The following is a 17,803-nucleotide window of genomic DNA, read 5'->3' on the forward strand; positions in this document are numbered from 1 at the left end:
CGGCCTCTGGACCGCCTTCATGGCAACCGCCCGGTTTCACCCGGCCCGTCGCGTCTGCCCGCTCCTTCGAGCAAGCCTTTCAATCTAACCCTGACCGGCCCGACCGTCAACCCCTCGGAAGCCTCTTCTTTTGCGACTTCCACCCTGCCCTGCCTTCGGTTAACTCTCTCAAGCTAAACCACTTACAACCTGCGGTCAAGAGGCGATTCGAACGTTTTTGCTGCCCCTCGATCGCCCGCCGCCGTTCGGGCGACAGCCCTAAAGGATATCAGCCCGGCAAAGCCCCGTCAACCCCCTCGCGGGGGCCGGTTTCCCTCGGGTTTCCAGCGGGGCGCCAATGATACACGAAATCCGCTTCGGCGTCAACGGGGCGTTTCTCGATCGCCGCCGTCCGGCGATCGCCGGGCACCGCGCGATATATAAAGACGAGACGAGCCCCCCGAAGTCGATCCGGAGGGCTCGTCGGAAGGAGTGGCGGTATGCCCGCCCTTCCGGATGTCGGGGAGATCGGGCGCGGAGGCCCATCTCCCCGGACGGCCCGGTGTTACTCGGCGCGGAGAGCGCGCATGGGGTCGACGCGGGAGGCCCGGCGGGCGGGGAGCCAGCTGGCCAGGAGCGCGATCGCGGCGAGCAGGGCCGCCGCCGCCACGAAGGTGGCCGGGTCGCCGGGGCGCACCTCGAAGAGCATGGAGGCGAGGAACCGCGCCAGCAGGACGGCCGCCGCGGTGCCGGCGACGATGCCGCCCAGCGCCGGTCCCATCGCGCGGCGCACCACCATCAGCACCACGTCGCGGGCGCGGGCGCCCAAGGCCATGCGGATGCCGATCTCCACCGTGCGGCGGGTGACGGAGTAGGCGACCACGCCGTAGAGGCCGAGCGCGGCCAGGAACATGGCCAGCCCGCCGAAGACGCCCAGGAGCAGGGTGAAGAAGCGCGGCTGCGCCACCGTGTCGGCCATGGCGCCGCGGAGGGTGCGGATGTCGGCGATGGGCTGCAGCGGGTCGGCGGAGTGGATGGCGTCGCGGACCGCCGGGGCGAGCGCCGCGGGGTCGCCCGAGGCGCGGACGAACAGGCGGGTGGCCGGGCGCGGCGCCACGCTGAAGGGAAGGTACGCGGCCGGCCCGGTGGCCGACGCCAGCCCCTCGTTGCGCACGTCGCCCACGACGCCGACCACGGTGAAGGGGGCGTCGCCGAGCAGGACCGTCTGACCCACGGGGTCGGCGCCGGGCCAGTAGCGCCGCGCGGCCGACTGGTTCACGACCAGCACCGGGGGCGCGTCGGGGGCGTCGTCGCGAGCCTCGAAGACGCGGCCGCGCTGCACGGGGATCCCCAGCGCGGCGAAGTAGCCGGCGCTGACGATGTAGGTGCCCGACGCGGGGCGCAGCACCGCGTCGCCGCCGGTGCGGCCGGGGAGGGTGAACTGCATGCGTTCGCCGTGGCCGCGCAGGGGCTGGGTCTTGGCCGCGCCCACCGCCGTGACGCCGCGGATCTCGCCGACGCGCCGGAGCAGCTCGGCGCGGTAGGCGTTCATCTTCTCCGGCGTGTCGTAGCCGGGGGGGATGTCGAACGACGCGACCAGCACGTGGTCGGGGCGGAAGCCGGGGTCCACGCTGACCAGCCGCCAGAACGAGTTGATGAGGAGCCCGGCGCCCACCAGCAGCACCATGGCGGCGGCGGTCTCGCCCAGCACCAGCGCGGCGCGGGTGCGGCCGCCGCGGCGCTCGCTGCCGCCGCGGCCGCCGTCGCGCAGGACCTCGGCGGTGGCGCCGCGCGCGGTGCGGACGGCGGGGACCAGCCCGAAGAGCACCGCCGTGACCACCGACAGCAGGAGGGCGAAGAGGACGACGCCGGCGTCGAGCCCCACCTCGCCGGGGCGCGGGAGGGTGCCGGCGCTGAGCGCCAGGAGCGCGCGCACGCCGAACGCGGCCAGCACCACGCCGGCCGCGCCGCCCAGCAGCGCCAGCACCAGGCTTTCGGTGAGCATCTGCCGGACGAGGCGGTGGCGCCCCGCGCCCAGGGCGGTGCGGATGGCGATCTCGCGCTCGCGGGCCGAGGCGCGGGCCAGGAGGAGGTTGGCCAGGTTGGCGCAGGCGACCAGGAGCACCATCACCACGGTGGCCATCAGCACCAGCAGCGCGGGGCGCACGGGGCCGACGAGCGAGTCGCGCAGCGTTTCCATGCGCGCGCGGGTCCATCCCTCGTTGCTGTCGGCGTGGTCGCCGGCCAGCTGGCCCAGCACGGCGCTGGCGGAGGCGAGCGCCGCTTCGGGCGCGGTGCCGGGGCCCAGGCGGCCGACGACGTCGAGCCAGCGGAGGCCGCGCTCGTGCGGGATCTCGTTGTCGCCGATGAGCGAGACGGGGACCCACACCTCGGCCTCGCGCGCGGGGAAGGCGAAGCGCGGCGGCATCACCCCCACCACGGTGAAGGGCTTGCCGTCGAGGGTGACCGTGCGGCCGACGGCCGACGGGTCGGCGTTGAAGCGGCTGCGCCAGAAGGCGTCGCTGAGCACGGCCACCCGGTCGGCCCCGGGGACGTTCTCGTCGGCGCGCAGGGTGCGGCCGCGCGCGGCCGAGACGCCCAGGAGCGGGAAGAACTCGGGGGAGACGAACGCGCCCTGCACGCGGCGCGGCTCGCGGCCGTCGCCGGTGAGGTTCAGCCCGGACTCGCCGGGAACGAACCAGTAGGAGGCCAGCGACCGGAAGCCGCGCGCCCCGGCCTTCAGGTCGTCGAAGTCCTGCGGCGAGAAGGGCCCGCCCTGCGGCGCCTTCTCGGCGTGGACGTGGTACAGGCGCACCAGGGCGCCGGGGTCGCGGTACGGGAGCGGGCGCAGGAGCACGCCGTTGACCACGCTGAAGATGGCGGTGTTGATGCCGATCCCCAGCGCCAGGGTGAGCACCGCGACCAGCGCGAAGCCCGGCGCGCGGCGAAAGGTGCGCAGCGCGAAGCGGATGTCCTGGAGCATGCCTTCCATCACGGTACTTCCCGGTGCTCTGGGCCGGGAGCCGGGGGGATTCGGTGTCTCCCCGCGGCGTGCCCGGCGCGTTTCCATCTCTCGGTCCTCGATCTCCCGATCTCCTGCCGAATTCGGAGGGAGGCTCGGGTGTGCTTCCTCGGGCGGACGTGCTGGACGGGCCATAGATCCTTCGGCCTGCAACGTCCCGTGCGGCAGCCGCTTACGGTGTGGCCGGCCTCAGGATGACGTCTGGGGGAGATCGGTGGGCAACACTCGCTCGCCCGACTGATCGGCATCAGGCCGCGTCTTCGCGCCCCGCCCGGGATCCATTCCGATCTCCGCCCTGCATCTCCATCCCACTCCTGCATCTGCGCGCCGCCGACACCTCCATCCACCCTACATCTGCGCGCCGCCGTCGACCTCGAGGAGGCGGCCGGTGAAGAAGCCGCACTCGAGGATGAAGCGGAGCGCCAGCCACACCTCGTTCGGGTCGCCGAAGCGCCCCACCGGGATCGCCGCCAGCAGCGCCTGCTGCGCCTCGGGGGAGATGTGATCCAGGATGGGGGTGCGGATGACGCCGGGGGCGATGGCCGCCACGCGGATGCCGTAGCGCGCCAGCTCCAGCGCCCAGGTGCGGGTGGCCGAGTCGAGCGCGGCCTTGGAGGCGCCGTAGCCGGACTGGCCCACGTTCCCGGCGCGGGCCAGCGACGACAGGTTCACGATCACCCCCTCGGCCTCGCGGCGCTCCAGCATCTCGGCCGCCACCTCGCGCGCCACCAGGAACTGCCCGGTGAGGTTCACGTCGAGCACCTTGCGCCACTGGGCGGTGGGAAGGCGGCGGACCCACCCGTCCTCCTCGGTGACCAGCAGCCCGTCGAGAAGCACGGCGGCGTTGTTCACCAGCACGTTCAGGCCGCCCAGCCGCTCGGCCGCGTCGCGCACGAAGGCGCGGACCGCGGGCTCGTCGGCCACGTCGCCCACGAAGGTCTCCACGCGGCCGGGGAGCCCCGCGGCCTCGGCGGCCAGGGCGCGCAGCCCTTCGCCGTTCACGTCGACCGCGGCCACCGCGGCGCCGGCGCGCGCCAGCTCCAGCGCGAAGCGGTACCCCAGCCCGCTGGCGGCACCGGTGACCAGCGCGCGGGCTTCGTCCAGTCGCATTCCGTCAGTCTCCCGGCTACGCGGCGGCCAGCGCGAAGTCCGTCCGCACCAGCGGGATGGACACGGGCTGCACGGGGGCGACGACCAGGCTGATGTAGCGCTCGTTCTCGTGGAAGAGGAGCCCGCGCTCGACCAGCGTGGCGATCTCGGCGTCGACGTTCACCCCCGGCAGCTCGCGGGCGACGTTCACCGGCTTCTTGGCCGTGGCGAACGCGTCGAGCACGCGCCGGGTGGAGGCGGGGATGGCGTACTCGACCGGGGCGCCGGAGCGCGAGTCGAAGACGTACGACTGGCCGCCGCGCTCGTCCACGCGCAGCTCGGGCTTCTGCGCGTGCTTCCACAGCTCCTTCCAGCGCTCCACCTTTTCGCGGAGCTTGCTGACCATGCGCGCCGCGTTCATGGCGTACGGGGCCAGGTAGTTCTGGTCGGCGAAGTAGTAGGCCAGGTTGGCCAGCGCCTCGGCCGGCCAGGGATAGGTCAGCGCGTACCAGTCCAGCGGCTGCAGGTCCAGCCCGTAGGCGTCGGCCTCTTCGTAGTACGGGCTGAAGCGGTCGAAGCGGATGGGGAAGACGCCCGACGGGGGGAAGAAGTGCGTGAGCAGCGGCAGCTCGCGCAGGTACTTCTCGTACACGTCGATCTCCTCGCCGGGGAAGCCGATGAGCATGTTCCAGGCGGGCTCGATACCGTAGCGCACGGCGTTGATCAGGAAGCTCAGGTTCTGGAAGACCGAGGTCCCCTTCCGCATCAGCTTCAGCGTGGAGGTGTTCAGCGCCTCGATCCCCGGCTGGATGCGCAGCACCCGCGCCTTGGCCAGCACGCGGAAGTCGTCCTCGCCCAGGTCGGCCTTCACCTCGTAGAACATGGCCATCCCCTCGGGGGTGTCGAGGTAGGGGAGGACGTCGGTGAGGTAGCTCTTGGGGAGGATGTTGTCGACGCTCTGCAGCTCGCTGACGCGGTCGGCGTGCTGGAACAGGCCGTTCAGCAGGGTGAAGGCGTTCTCGGTCCGCATGGAGCGGTAGTTGATGGTGGAGCCGTTCAGCCCGCAGAAGGTGCAGTGCGCCCGCTCGCCCCACCAGCAGCCGCGCGAGGTCTCGAAGAGGAGGACGGGACGCACGCGGTCGGGGAAGTTGGCCTCGTAGCGGTCCAGGAAGGGCTCGTAGGCGAAGCCGAGCAGCTCGTTGACGTCGTTCTCCTCGCCGAAGGCGCGCACCGTGGGCACGTCGCCCTGGTCCCCGGCGGCCACGGAGCCGCACCCGGCGGCCTGCACGCGGTTGCGCCGCGAGAAGACGCCGTCGATGCGGTGGCACCCTTCGTGGTCGCCCTCCATCAGGCAGCGCACCAGCTCGGGGAAGCTGCGCAGCGAGGGGCCGGAGAAGACGAAGTCGACCATGGGCGCGCGGTCGATGAGCTCGCGGCCCATGACCGACTCGCAGTTGGCGCCGCCGACCAGGATGACGGCGCCGGGGTTGCGCTCCTTCAGCAGGCGCGCCATGGCCAGGCAGGCCACGTTCTGCGAGAACATGGAGGTGAAGCCCACCACGTCGGCCGTGTCCAGCGCGTAGCGGTCGATCATGTCGTGGAAGTGCGCCACCACGCCGGCGCGCTTCTCCATCACCAGCTCGCGCAGCGCGCGGTTCTGCGGCGCGTGCGGGGGATAGTAGCGCTGGAAGTACTCGTCGGCATTGTCGGGCTCGCCCGGGAAGGCGGCGGCGCGGAAGAACCAGTCGCCCAGCCCCGCGGGGTGGTGGGCGAACGACATCAGCTCGTCGTGGAACGGGAGCCCCACGTGCAGGGCGAAGTCCTGGTTCAGGTAGTGGAGCTCGGCCGAGACGCGCTCGCCGAACGCCTTGCCGACCACGGCCTGGAGCTGGGTGAGGGCCAGCGAGGGCATGGCCAGGTTGGCCAGCGGCATGTTCACCAGTGCAATGCGGTACATCTCGGTCCACTCCTTCGGGTCGGATGGGAGGTCCTCGCGCCGGGCACGGCCGCGGGGAGCGTCGTCGGGGTTCGAACGGTTCGGGCTCAGGGGGGCGGGCGTCAGCCCCCCGCGGCGGCGGACAGGGGGGAGCCGCGCGCCACGGCCAGCCCCTGCACGGGAATGCCCCGGGCGGCGGCGAGCGTGGACTGCACCGCGCGGATCAGCGCGGGATAGGCGCCGAACACGGTGCGCGCCTGGGCCAACTCCAGCCGCTCGCGGTTGGTGTGCGCCAGCGCCTCGTCGCCGGGCGCGTAGCCCAGCGTGGGAACGCCGTGGGTGCCGCACGAGTGCCCGCCGTCGGTGCCGAACTTCCACTGGCGGATGCGGGGCGCGCGGCCGGTGGCGGCCAGCACGGCGCCCGCCGCGGCCTGGACCACGGGGTGCTCGTCGGGCACCAGGAAGCCGGGGGTGAAGTTGCTGTGCTCGTCCTCCCACCCGGTCCAGGCGCGGTGGGTGGCGCGGCCGGGGAGCACCTCCACGCGCACGCCCTCGCCGGCCGGCACGCGGGCCGCCAGGAGCGCGCGCAGCTCGGCGACGGCGGCGCACTCGCTCCACCCCGGAAGCACGCGCATGTCCAGCGTCACGCGGACGCGGTCGGGGATCACGTTCCCGCTCTTGGGCCAGCACTCCACCACCGTGGGCGTGAGCGTGGCCGCCCCCAGCACCGGGTGGCGCGGCTGCGCCGCGGACAGCTCGCCGAGCGCCAGCAGCACGTGGGGGAGGAGATCGTTGGGGTTGCGGCCCCGCTCCGGCGCGCTGGCGTGCGCGGCCACCCCGTGGATCTCCACCGCCAGCTCGGCGTGGCCGCGGTGGCCGGTGCACAGGTCGCCCCCCGTGGCCTCGCTGAGGATGACGGCGCCCGGGCGCACGCCCAGGGTGTCCATCATGTGCATCATCCCCCATCCCCCCTTCTCCTCGTACACGGAGAAGAGGGTGACCAGGTCGCCGGCGGGGCGCTCGGCCACGAAGCGGGCGGCGGCGTACACCTGGATGGCCAGCGGGCCCTTCACGTCCATGGCCCCGCGGCCGTGCAGGAAGCCGCCGGCCAGGACACCGGCGTACGGGTCGTGCTCCCACGCGCCGGGGTCGCCCACGTCGACCACGTCCATGTGCGAGGACAGGGCGACCGCGGGTGCGTGCCCGGTGCCGGCGATGCGGCCCACGACGTTGCCCGCGCGGTCGATGGCGGCCTCGTCGAAGCCCACCGCGTGCAGCTCATCGAGGATGCGCAGCGCCACCGCCTCCTCGCCGCCCGAGAGCGAGGGGATGCGGATGAGGTCGGCGGCGAACTCCATCGCGCGCCGGAAGGAAAGGTCACGTGCCATGGGGCTTCCCCTCCCGGGTGCAGGCGGATGTCCGGCGGTCAGGCATACGAGCGCGCCTGGAGAAGGTACAGCTCGGCGTACAGCCCCTCGCGCAAGAGGAGCTCGTCGTGCGCGCCCAGCTCGGTTACGCGCCCGCCGTCGATCACCAGGATCAGGTCGGCGGAGCGCACGGTGGAGAAGCGGTGCGAGACCAGCACGGTGACCGCGCCGCGCGCGGAGCCGGAGCGCGCCTCGCGGGTGTAGCGCTCGAACAGGGCGTGCTCGGCCAGCGCGTCGAGACTGGCGGTGGGCTCGTCGAAGAACACCACCAGCGGCTCGCGGCGCATCAGCGCGCGCCCCAGCGCCAGCTTCTGCCACTGCCCGGTGGAAAGGTCCACGCCGCCCTCCCACCTGGCCCCCAGCTGCGTCTCCAGCCCGTCCGGGAGGTTCGGCAGCACGCCGGCCGCCCCGGCGCTCTCCAGCGCCGCCTCCACCGCGGCGCGGTCGGAAATGCGGGGGAGGTCGCCCACGCCCACGGCCTGCTGCGCGGGAAGCTCGAAGCGCACGAAGTCCTGGAAGGCGGCGGAAAGCCGCTCGCGCCACCGCCGGGGGTCGATCCCGGCCAGGTCGGCGCCGTCGACCAGGATCCGCCCCGAGGTGGGCTCGTACATCCCCGCCAGCAGCTTCACCAGCGTGGTCTTTCCCGCCCCGTTCTCGCCGACGAGGGCGATGACGGCGCCGGCGGGGATGGTGAGCGACACGTCGCGCAGCGCCCAGCGGTCGGTGCCGGGGTAGCGGAAGGAAACGTTCTCGAAGACGATCCCCTCGCGCAGCCGCGCCGGGGCGGGGCGCGCGGCGGGGCGCGCCCGGTCCTGCTCCTGGGCGTAGTCGCGCAGCCAGAGCACGCGCCCGGCGGCGCGCAGCGACTCGCCCACGCCGGCCACGCTGCGGATGGGGTCCAGCACGCCGGTGCGCACCTGCTGGCAGAGGTACACGGCCATCACCACCTCGCCCACCGTGGCCAGGCCGCGGCTGGCGCGCCACAGCATGAGGGCCACGGCGCCCGCGAAGCCGGCCACGAACAGCACGTCGACCGCGCTGTCCTGCAGGGCGATCCGCCGCTCCACGGCCAGGAGGATGGCGCGCGAGCCCTCCCACGCCCGGCGGAAGCGCCCCAGGAGCTCGCGCTGCAGCCCGAACACGCGCATCTCCATCCCCGCGTTGCGGTCGGCGGTGAGCGCCTGCAGCTGGCGGGCGCGGCGGGCGGGCCCGGCGAAGCGCTCTTCCGCCTGGCCGAAGGCGCGCTGCTGGGCGGCGGCCACGGGAAGGGCGGGAAGGGCGAAGGGGATGAGGAGGAGGAGCCAGGGGCTGACCAGCGCCAGCGCCACCACCGTGGCCACCCCGCCCACGGTGAAGTTGGCGGCGCGGATGAGGGTGTTCAGCGAGCGCCCCAGGACGCCCTGGTTCTGCCGCAGCAGCTCCAGCCGGTCCTGGTAGTCGGGCCGCTCGTGGTGCTCCAGCCCCGGGAGCGCGGAGACCAGGGTGGTGACCTCGCGGTCGATGGCCAGCCCCACCTCTTCGGTCAGGCGGATGCGCAGCATGCTGCCGTACCAGAGCCCCGCGAACCAGAGCACGCGGGTGGCGGCGATGCCGGCGCCGGCCAGCAGCAGCAGGCGGCCGTCGTGCCGCACCGCGCCGTCGGCCATGAGCCGGAGGAACCAGGCGAAGAGGGGGAAGCGCAGGGCTCCCACGGGCTCCAGCAGGAGCCCCAGCGAGCGCCAGCGGGCGGTCTTCCAGGCGGTGCCGACCAGGAAGACCAGGGCGCGCCATTGCTCACGCATCGGCCACCTCCAGCTTGGGGGAGAAGCGGTTGGCCTGCAGCGAGAACATCTCGGCGTAGCGGCCGCCGGAGCGCATCAGCTGGTCGTGGGTGCCGTCCTCCACCACCCGCCCGCCGTCGACCACCACGATGCGGTCGGCGTGGCGGACGCTGGAAAGGCGGTGCGAGACCAGGATGGTGGTGACGCCGCGGGTGAGCTCCAGGAAGCGCTCGAACAGCTCGGTCTCGGCGCGGACGTCGAGGGCGGCGGTGGGCTCATCCAGGATCAGCAGCCCCGCGCCGCCGCGGATGGCGGTGAGCGCGCGGGCCAGTGCCACGCGCTGCCACTGCCCGCCGGACAGGTCGGCCCCGCCCTCGCCCTCGCGGGTGAGCACGGTGTCGAGCCCGGCGGGAAGGTCGCCCAGCAGCCCGGCGCCGCCCGCGTCGTGCAGCGCGCCGGTGAGCGCGGCGTCGTCGTGCAGCAGGGGGAGATGGCCGAAGCCCACGTTCTCGCGCAGCGCCAGCGGGTAGCGGACGAAGTCCTGGAAGATGACGCCGACGCGGCCGCGGGCCTCGAGCGGGGTGGCCCCGCCGTCCAGCGTGATGCGCCCCGCGTCGGGCTCGTACAGCCCGCAGAGGAGCTTGATGAGGGTGCTCTTCCCCGCCCCGTTCTCGCCCACCACGGCCAGCGACTGGCCGGCGGGGATGTCGAGGGTGAGGCCGTCGAGCACGGGCGCCGGGCGGCCGCGGTAGGTGAAGCGCACGCCGTCGAGCCGCACGGCCACCTTGCCGCGCCCGGCCGCGCGCGGCGGCTCGGGCCCACCATCCAGCAGCCAGGCGGCGGCGCGGCGGCGCAGCGCCGAGACCTTTCCGGCGACGACCAGCGACTCGGCCAGCCACCACTGCGAGTCGCCCACCAGCCCCAGGTCGCTGGTGGCGATCACCGCCTGCACGAACACCAGCAGCCCGGCCACGCCCAGGGTGCCGGCGGCCGCGGAAGCGCCGAGCGCGCCCAGGACGGCGGCGTGGGAGACGACCAGCATGACGGTCGCGGCGGCGCTCCATCCGCGCGCCGCGCCGCGGCTGGCCCAGAGCTCGCCGAGCGCCTCCAGCATCGCGTCGCCATACCGCCCCACCGCCCACGCGCCCAGCCCGAAGACGCGGATCTCCTTGGCGGCCGAGGGGTCCAGGGCCAGCGAGCGCAGGTAGCCGGCGCGGCGCACTCCGGGGGCGCCGTCCTGCACGGTCATCCCCTTCTCGGTCTTCTTCATGTACGCCCGGTTGGTCAGGTACCAGGCGGCGGCCAGGAGAAGGGGCGCCCACCAGCGGAAGCCCAGCAGCACCGCGAAGGCGCCGAAGCCGCGGATGCGCTGGAGCGCCACGTACGACAGCTCCGAGGCCGTCATCCGCAGCACGCCGCGCCGCTCGGCCTCGTGCACCGCCTCCAGCTCGTCGCGGAGCGCGGGGTCCTCGAGCGGGGCCACCCCGGGAGTGCCCAGGTTCACGCGGGCGACGGTGGAGTGCACCTCCAGCGCGTACGCGGCGTTCAGCACCAGCCCCTGCTGGTGCAGCCAGTTGCCGCCCGCCGAGGCCAGCGCCAGCGCCAGGGCCAGCCCGGCCAGCGCCAGGAGGGCGGGGTGCCCGCCCGGCGCGCCCAGCCCGTGGCGCACCGCGCCGGGGATGGCGTCCACCAGCGCGCCGGTCAGCACGATGACCGCCGTGGGGAGGGCGCCGACCAGCAGCGTTCCCACCCCGAAGCGCACCGCCCGCCATCGCCCGGCGCTCCAGAGCAGCCCCAGGAGGGCGCGCCAGCGGGCCAGCTGCATGCTCGTTCTACTCACCTTGGCACCTCTTCAGGGTTCCGGCCGGGCGAGGCTGCCCGGCGGTCCATCTCCCATCACCTTCACTCGATCGATCGGTCGTGCGTTTCTACGGCTGACGTGCGGGGGCGGGCCACAGATCCTTCGGCCTGCCGTCATCCCCCGAGGTCCGGCTTGGTCGGGGCCGGCCTCAGGATGACGTCCGCGGGGGGCGCGGGTGATTCCGGTCCCACGCTTCGCCCTCCCGTCATGGGGAGGCGGGCCCCATCCACCGAATCCCATCAGTCCAACGGGTCGTGCGTGTCCGCTGCCGGCGTGAGGCGGCGGGCCACCGATCCTTCGGCCTGCCGTCATCCCCCGAGATCCGGCTTCGTCGTGGCCGGCCTCGGGATGACGTCCCGTGGAGGACGAGGTCCATCGATCGCCTCCCGGATCGCCCCGGACCGGCCCCGCATCGCCCCCACATCGCCCGCATGTCCCCTGCATCGCCTTCGCATCTCCCGATCGCCACCGCGGGCCGCCAGCCATCACAGCGACGCCAGCTCCAGCGGCTCGGCGGGGGCGCCGGTGACCTCGGCGTAGGTGCGGCGGCCCCAGCGGTAGAAGGCCCACGCGTCGTCGCCGTCGTGCGGGTGGTCCCACTCCACCGGATCGCGGGGGAGCGCGTCGAGGGCCAGGCCGCGCTCGGCCAGCCACTCGTCGTCGTAGACGGTGTTCTCGTAGCGGTAGCCCTCGTCGGGGAGGATCACCGCGGTCAGCAGGTCGGGGTTGCGGCGGGCGAACCAGTCGGCGGCCAGGTAGGCGGCGCCGCTGGTGGGCCCCATGAACAGCGCGTGCTGGCGGTGCAGCTCGCGGGTGGCGCGGAAGGCCTCGGCCGCGCCCACCCAGTGCACCAGGTCGAAGGCGGTGTGGTCCACGTTGGGCGGAACCAGGCTGTTCCCCATCCCCTTCAGCGTGCGCCGGGCGTCGGACTGGCCGAAGAGCACGCTGCGGTGCGCGTCGACGCCCGCGAGCAGCATCTCCGGGAAGAGGAGGCGCAGGTACGAGGCGATGCCGCACGACGAGCCGCCGGAGCCCACGGGGCCCACCAGGCAGTCCACCGCGCCGGCGGCGTGCGCCAGCAGCTCGGCCGCCGGGGCGAACGACGCCGGGTTGCGGGGATTGCTGTACTGGCGCGGGCAGAAGGTGCCGGGGTGCTCGTCCAGGAAGCGGTCGAGGTACTCGAGCCGCGCCTTCTGGAAGGCCCCCGACGGCCCCGCGTCGCGCAGCACGTGCACGTCGGCGCCCAGGTCGGCCAGGCGGCGGCGGAGCGCGGGCTCGAGCGAGGCGTCGCTCACCAGCGTGAGCGGATGGCCGTGCAGCCGCGCCACCATGGCCAGCGACAGCCCGAAGGTGCCGGAGCTGGTCTCGGCGATGGCGCCGCCGGGAGGAAGCTCGCCCTCTTCGCGCGCCTTGCGGATGATGTAGCGCGCGGGAAGGAGCTTCAGCAGGGGAAAGGCGAGCCCCACCAGGTTGGGGCGCAGCCACACCAGGCGCGGGAGCGCCATGGCGTCCACGGAACTGGCGTTGATCGCGGGACCGCTCACGAGAGTACCTCCGGTTGGTTCGGCTGGGTGGCGAAGTGCCAGGTGCGGACGAGCCCCAGCCGCTGCAGCCGGGTGCGTGCGTGGTGCATGCGTTCGGCGGCCTCGCGCCCGGGCTCGAAGAGGAGCCCGGCCACGGTGCCGCTGTGCGCCACCTGCACCCCCGCCGCGCCGGTCTCCCGCGCCAGGGCGGTGATCTCGGTCATGTGGCGCTTGGGGCGGTGGCGCTGGTTGATGGCGGTGCTGGCCGAGGCCACGCGCCCCAGCAGCCGGGGATCCTGCTCCTGCACCGCGCGGCGCAGGAGCCCCAGGATGGGCCCGAAGGCCTCGACCTCCCACCCCGAGTAGCGGCAGGGGGGAAGCGAGAGCGTTTCCACCCCGCGGTCCACCTCGGTGTTGAAGCCCAGGACGTGCACCGCCGGGAGCGGCCCGCCCAGGTCCTGCAGCACGCTGCCGCGGCGCTGCGCGAAGAGCACGGCGCGGTCGGGGGCGTACATCAGCGAGTCCGACGCGACCTCCGAGGCCACGGCCAGGCGCGCGGCCCACTCCGGGGGGAGCTCGGCGTCGAAGGCGTCGGCCACGGCGCGGATGGTGGCCAGCACGTCGGTGGTGGACGAGCCGCATCCCCAGCTGACGGGAACGTTGCTGTCGATGCGGATGGACCCGCCCCACCCCGGCCGCCCCAGCACCTCGAGGGTGAGGCGGGCGGCGTCGCGGGCCTTGGTGCACCCGGCGGGCTCCACGGTCAGCGGCCCCGAGCGCAGCGGGCGGAAGCGGGCGCGGGAGCGGTACAGCGAGCAGGGGAGCGTGACCAGCGCCTGCTCCAGCGTGCCGTCGGCCGAGTAGAAGGCGCCCTGCACGATCTCGCCGTGGTGCGCGTGCACCTCGCCGGCGCCCGAGCGGCGGTGCGGCGCCGGGGGCGCGAAGAGCGCGGTGGCGGGCGCGAACCGCGCGCGCTCGGCGGCGGCGGGTCGGTCGAGCACGGATACGGGTGGAGCCACGGCTGCCCTCGCGAAGGTGGGGCGTGTGGTCGCGCGGCCGGCGCCAAAGGGGGCGCGGGCGCTCATCGGTTTTCCTCCGCGGCGCCCGGGAGCGCGCGGGCGTGGGCCAGCGCCTCGCGCATGCGCCGCGCGAGAACGCGGACGTGCGGCTCGGTGCCGATGGTCACGTGCGCGCCGGGGACCGGGTGCACCCGGATCCCGGCCGCCAGCAGGCTCCACCCCAGGGTGCGCCGCACCTCGTCGCCCTCGCCGGCGAACACGTCTTCCAGGTCCGGCGCCGGGGTGTCGGCGCGGAAGAGGGTGAGGGTGCCGTCGAACGGCGCGGCGGCGTACCCGGCGCGACTGTGAACGCGGGCGCGGATGGTGTGGCACTGCTCGCCGAGCGCGGCGGCGTCGAACCCCGCCGGGGCGGCCTCCTGCGCCCGCAGCTGGTCCGCGGCGACGCGCAGCATCTCCTCCAGCCCCAGCCCCTCCAGCGCGCCGGGGGCGAGGGTGAAGGGGCGCCGCATCTGCGCGGCCACGTCGCCGGCCAGCGCGGCGACCAGGTCGCGGTCCGCCGCCGCGCGGGTGACGGCGAAGCGGGGGGCGCGGGTGTCCAGCAGCCCCACGAAGGCCACCTCTTCGCCCGCCCGGCGGAGCTGCACCGCCATCTCGTAGGCCAGGAAGCCGCCGAACGACCATCCGGCCAGGTGGTACGGCCCGGCGGGCTGCACCGCGCGGACGGCGGCCACGTGTTCCGCGGCGATCTGCGCCAGGGGGCGGGACAGGTCGTCGCCCAGGTCGCGGAGGCCGTACACCGGCTGGTCGGCGCCCAGGTGGCGCACCAGGCCCAGGTACGCCATCACGTTCCGGTCGGCCGGGTGGACGCAGAAGAGCGGCGGCAGCGCGCCGTTCGGCTGCAGGGCCACGACGGGCGAGGGGGGCGATGCATCGTCCTTCCGCTGCTCCTGGATCGCCGCGGCCATCCGCCGCACCGTGGCCCCGGCGAAGAGGGTGGCGACGGGAAGGTCGCACCGCATCCGCCGGTTCACCTGCGCGAACAGGCGCAGCGCCAGGAGCGAGTTGCCGCCCAGGTCGAAGAAGTTCTGCGTGGCGCCCACCTCCACCCCCAGCAGCTCCTCCCACACCTGGATCAGCTGCGCCTCCACGAAGTCGCGCGGCTCGTCGTCCTCGCCGGCGGAGTGCGCCCAGCCGGGCGCGGGGAGCGCCTTGCGGTCGATCTTGCCCGTGGGCGTCTGCGGGAACGCGTCGAGAACGACGAAGGCGTCCGGCACCATGTACTCGGGAAGGGTGCGGCGGAGCGCGTCGCGAAGCTCCGCCGCGTCCACCGCGCCCGCGTCGGCCACGACGTACGCGGCCAGCCGCCGGTCGCCGGGGCGATCCTCGCGCACGGCCACCATGCAGTCGCGCACGCCGGGGCGGCGGCGCAGCACCGCCTCGACCTCGCCCAGCTCCACGCGGTAGCCGCGCAGCTTCACCTGGTTGTCGGTGCGGCCCAGGATCAGGAGGTTGCCGTCGGCCTGCCAGCGCGCCCGGTCGCCGGTGCGGTACATCCGCGCGCCGGCCCCGGCGAAGGGGTCGGGGACGAACTTCTCGGCGGAAAGGCCGGGGCGCCCCAGGTACCCGCGCGCCACCCCCGCGCCGCCGATGTACAGCTCGCCGGGAAGGCCGACCGGGACGGGCTCCATCCACCGGTCCAGCACGTAGAAGGTCAGGTTCTGGATCGCGCGCCCCACGGGAACCGGGCCGTCGCGGTGCTTCCCCTGCGGGAGGACGTAGGCCGAGCAGCCCACCACCGTTTCGGTAGGGCCGTACTCGTTCATCAGCCGCACCCCCGGCGCGTGCTCCTGCCAGAAGAGCGTGGGCTCGGCGGAAAGGAAGTCGGCGCCCACGACCAGGGTGTGCGCGGCCCCCGGCGCGTCTTCCGGGGCGATCATGGTGTTCAGCAGCCCCAGGTGGATGGGGGTGATCTTGATCAGCCCGAACCCCGGCCGCGCCCGCAGCGTGCGCGCGAGCGCCTCGACCGGCGAATCCTCGGGAAGGAGGTGCACCGGCCGCCCGGCGAAGAGCGGGAGGAGGTTGGTGACGGTGAGGTCCACCGCCATGGAGGTGAAGACCGGCGCTCCATCGCCCTGCTCCGCCCCGTAGGCGCGCACGCCCCAGTGGATGTAGTTGCACACCCCGCGGTGGTGCATGGCCACGCCCTTGGGGCGCCCCGTGCTTCCCGAGGTGTAGATGACGTAGGCCAGGTTCTCCGACGTCACCCCCGTCTCCGGCGCGCGGGCACCGTCGCCCGCCGCGGCGATGGCCGCCCACTCCGCGTCCACCGCGACGACGGGGACGCCGTCCAGCGCGGGGACGCGGGCGCGGAGCCGCTCCTGCGTGAGCAGCACGGCGATGCCGGAATCCTCCAGCATGTAGCGCTGCCGCTCGGCGGGATGGGCGGGGTCCAGCGGCACGTACGCACCGCCCGCCTTCATCACCCCGAAGATCGCGGTCATCAGCTCGGGCCCGCGCTCCAGGCACAGCCCCACGCGCACCTCGGGGCCGGCGCCGAGAGAGGCGAGGTGATGCGCCAGGCGGTTGGCACGCCCGTCCAGCTCGCGGTACGTCAGCCGCTCGTCGCCGAAGGTGACGGCGACCGCGTCGGGCGTGCGGGCGGCCTGCGCCTCGAAGAGCTGGTGGATGCAGCGGTCGGCCGGGTACCGGGCGGTGGTGCGGTTCCACCCCAGCACGCGCGCCCGCTCGGGGCGCCCGATGAGCGCCAGGCGCGAGATGCGGCGGTCGGGGCCGGCGGCCACCTGCTCCAGCAGCCGCTCCAGGTGCTCCACCATGCGCCGCGCGGTGCCGCGCTCGAACAGGTCGGTGCTGTAGTCCAGCGCCCCGGTCAGCCCGCCCGCGTGCGCGTCCAGCCCCAGCGTCAGGTCCACCTTGGTGGTTCCCCGCTCCACGTGGATCTCGTCCACCGCCAGCCCGCGACCCGCGGGGCCCTCGCCGGCGTTGTCGAGCTGGAAGATCACCTGGAAGAGGGTGGCGTGGCTCAGGCTGCGCTGCGGGCGGAGCTCCGACACCACGCGGTCGAAGGGCACCTCCTGGTGCTCCTGCGCGCCCAGCACGGTCTCGCGCACCCGGCCCACCAGCTCGCGGAAGGTGGGGTCGCCGTTCAGCGCGGTGCGCAGCACGATCTCGTTCACGAACAGCCCGATCAGCCCCTCCACCTCGCCGCGCGTGCGCCCGGCCACCGGGGTGCCCACCACCACGTCCTCGCTCCCGCTGTAGCGCGCGAGCAGGACCTTGAAGGCGGCCAGCACCACCATGAACAGCGTGGCGCCCTCGGCGCGCCCCACCTCGCGCAGGCGCTCCAGCACGGCGGGCGGCGCGAACACGGGCACGGTGCCGCCGCCCAGCGAGGGCGTGGGCGGGCGCGGGTGGTCGGCGGGAAGCTCCAGCAGCTCGGGGGCGCCTGCCAGCTGCCGCCGCCAGTAGTCCAGGTGGCGCGCCTCGGCCCGGCGCTGCGGCTCGTCGCGCTGCCACAGCGCCCAGTCGGCGTACTGCACGGGAAGCTCGGGGAGCGGCGACGGGCGCCCGGCGCGGAAGGCGTCGTACAGCGTCCACAGCTCGCGGTACAGCACGCGCATGCTCCACCCGTCGCTGACCATGTGGTGCATGCAGAGGAGAAGCACGTGCTCCTTCTCGCCCGCGCGCAGCAGCCGGGCCAGGAAGAGCGGCCCCGCGGTCAGGTCGAAGCGGTGCCCGGAGAGCGCGCGGTGGCGGGCCAGCACCTCGGCCTCGCGCTCGGCCGCGGGGAGCGCGGACAGGTCGTCCACGGCCAGGCGGAAGCCGGCGAAGGGGGCCACCACCTGCACGGGAACGCCGTCGGCCTCGCGGAAGACCGTGCGCAGCGGCTCGTGGCGGCGCACCACCTCGCCCAGCGCGCGCTCCAGCGCCGCCTCGTCCACCCCGCCCGTCAATCGCAGCGCCGCGGAGATGTTGTACGCCGGGCCGCCCTGCCCCAGCCGGTCCAGGAACCAGAAGCGCTCCTGGTCCGACGACAGGGGAAGCGGCCCCCCGCGCGGGCGGGGGACGATGGCGGCGGCGCGATGCAGCCCGAACAGGCGTGCCTGCAGGAGCGCGCGCTTGGCGGGCGAGAGCTCCACGTCCTGGATGGTCACCTCGAACCTCCGGTA

At 74.2% G+C, this 17,803-nt stretch carries 9 protein-coding genes; all 9 read right to left on the bottom strand.

The window, feature by feature from the left end; translation table 11 throughout:
• Positions 1–544: 544 nt before the first annotated feature.
• The gene (locus tag VLK66_RS02425) at positions 545–2,971 is read right to left on the bottom strand and encodes an ABC transporter permease (RefSeq protein ID WP_325307599.1); all 2,427 of its coding nucleotides are present in this window, start codon (positions 2,969–2,971) and stop codon (positions 545–547) included.
• Between the two features lie 378 nt (positions 2,972–3,349).
• Positions 3,350–4,111 (bottom strand): SDR family oxidoreductase, encoded by a 762-nt coding sequence (locus VLK66_RS02430; RefSeq protein ID WP_325307602.1) that lies wholly within the window; start codon positions 4,109–4,111, stop codon positions 3,350–3,352.
• A gap of 16 nt (positions 4,112–4,127) precedes the next feature.
• A complete protein-coding gene (locus VLK66_RS02435; RefSeq protein ID WP_325307604.1) occupies positions 4,128–6,047 on the bottom strand; it encodes a RiPP maturation radical SAM C-methyltransferase in 1,920 nt (639 codons plus the stop codon).
• Positions 6,048–6,148: 101 nt separating this feature from the next.
• Positions 6,149–7,414, bottom strand: coding sequence for a M20/M25/M40 family metallo-hydrolase (locus VLK66_RS02440; protein WP_325307606.1), 1,266 nt, complete (start codon positions 7,412–7,414; stop codon positions 6,149–6,151).
• 38 nt (positions 7,415–7,452) lie between these two features.
• Positions 7,453–9,234, bottom strand: a complete 1,782-nt coding sequence (locus VLK66_RS02445; RefSeq protein ID WP_325307609.1) for an ABC transporter ATP-binding protein — start codon at positions 9,232–9,234, stop codon at positions 7,453–7,455.
• Positions 9,227–11,053, bottom strand: a complete 1,827-nt coding sequence (locus VLK66_RS02450; protein ID WP_325307611.1) for an ABC transporter ATP-binding protein — start codon at positions 11,051–11,053, stop codon at positions 9,227–9,229. The genes VLK66_RS02445 and VLK66_RS02450 overlap by 8 nt, the downstream gene beginning before the upstream one ends.
• A 506-nt stretch (positions 11,054–11,559) precedes the next feature.
• Positions 11,560–12,618 carry a PLP-dependent cysteine synthase family protein gene (locus VLK66_RS02455; protein WP_325307613.1) on the bottom strand — a complete coding sequence of 353 codons (1,059 nt, stop codon included), beginning with the start codon at positions 12,616–12,618 and terminating at the stop codon, positions 11,560–11,562.
• A complete protein-coding gene (locus VLK66_RS02460; RefSeq protein WP_325307615.1) occupies positions 12,615–13,616 on the bottom strand; it encodes a hypothetical protein in 1,002 nt (333 codons plus the stop codon). Before VLK66_RS02460 ends, VLK66_RS02455 begins: the two co-directional genes overlap by 4 nt.
• 62 nt (positions 13,617–13,678) lie before the next feature.
• Positions 13,679–17,788, bottom strand: coding sequence for an amino acid adenylation domain-containing protein (locus tag VLK66_RS02465; RefSeq protein WP_325307617.1), 4,110 nt, complete (start codon positions 17,786–17,788; stop codon positions 13,679–13,681).
• Between the last annotated feature and the right edge of the window lie 15 nt (positions 17,789–17,803).

The sequence above is a fragment of the Longimicrobium sp. genome (assembly GCF_035474595.1).
In the GTDB taxonomy this organism is placed as follows: domain Bacteria; phylum Gemmatimonadota; class Gemmatimonadetes; order Longimicrobiales; family Longimicrobiaceae; genus Longimicrobium.

Excerpts from the sequence above, each read along its gene's own strand:
- VLK66_RS02425 (WP_325307599.1), bottom strand. The coding sequence starts at position 2,971 with ATGGAAGGCATGCTCCAGGACATCCGCTTCGCGCTGCGCACCTTTCGC.
- VLK66_RS02430 (WP_325307602.1), bottom strand. The coding sequence starts at position 4,111 with ATGCGACTGGACGAAGCCCGCGCGCTGGTCACCGGTGCCGCCAGCGGG.
- VLK66_RS02435 (WP_325307604.1), bottom strand. The coding sequence starts at position 6,047 with ATGTACCGCATTGCACTGGTGAACATGCCGCTGGCCAACCTGGCCATG.
- VLK66_RS02440 (WP_325307606.1), bottom strand. The coding sequence starts at position 7,414 with ATGGCACGTGACCTTTCCTTCCGGCGCGCGATGGAGTTCGCCGCCGAC.
- VLK66_RS02445 (WP_325307609.1), bottom strand. The coding sequence starts at position 9,234 with ATGCGTGAGCAATGGCGCGCCCTGGTCTTCCTGGTCGGCACCGCCTGG.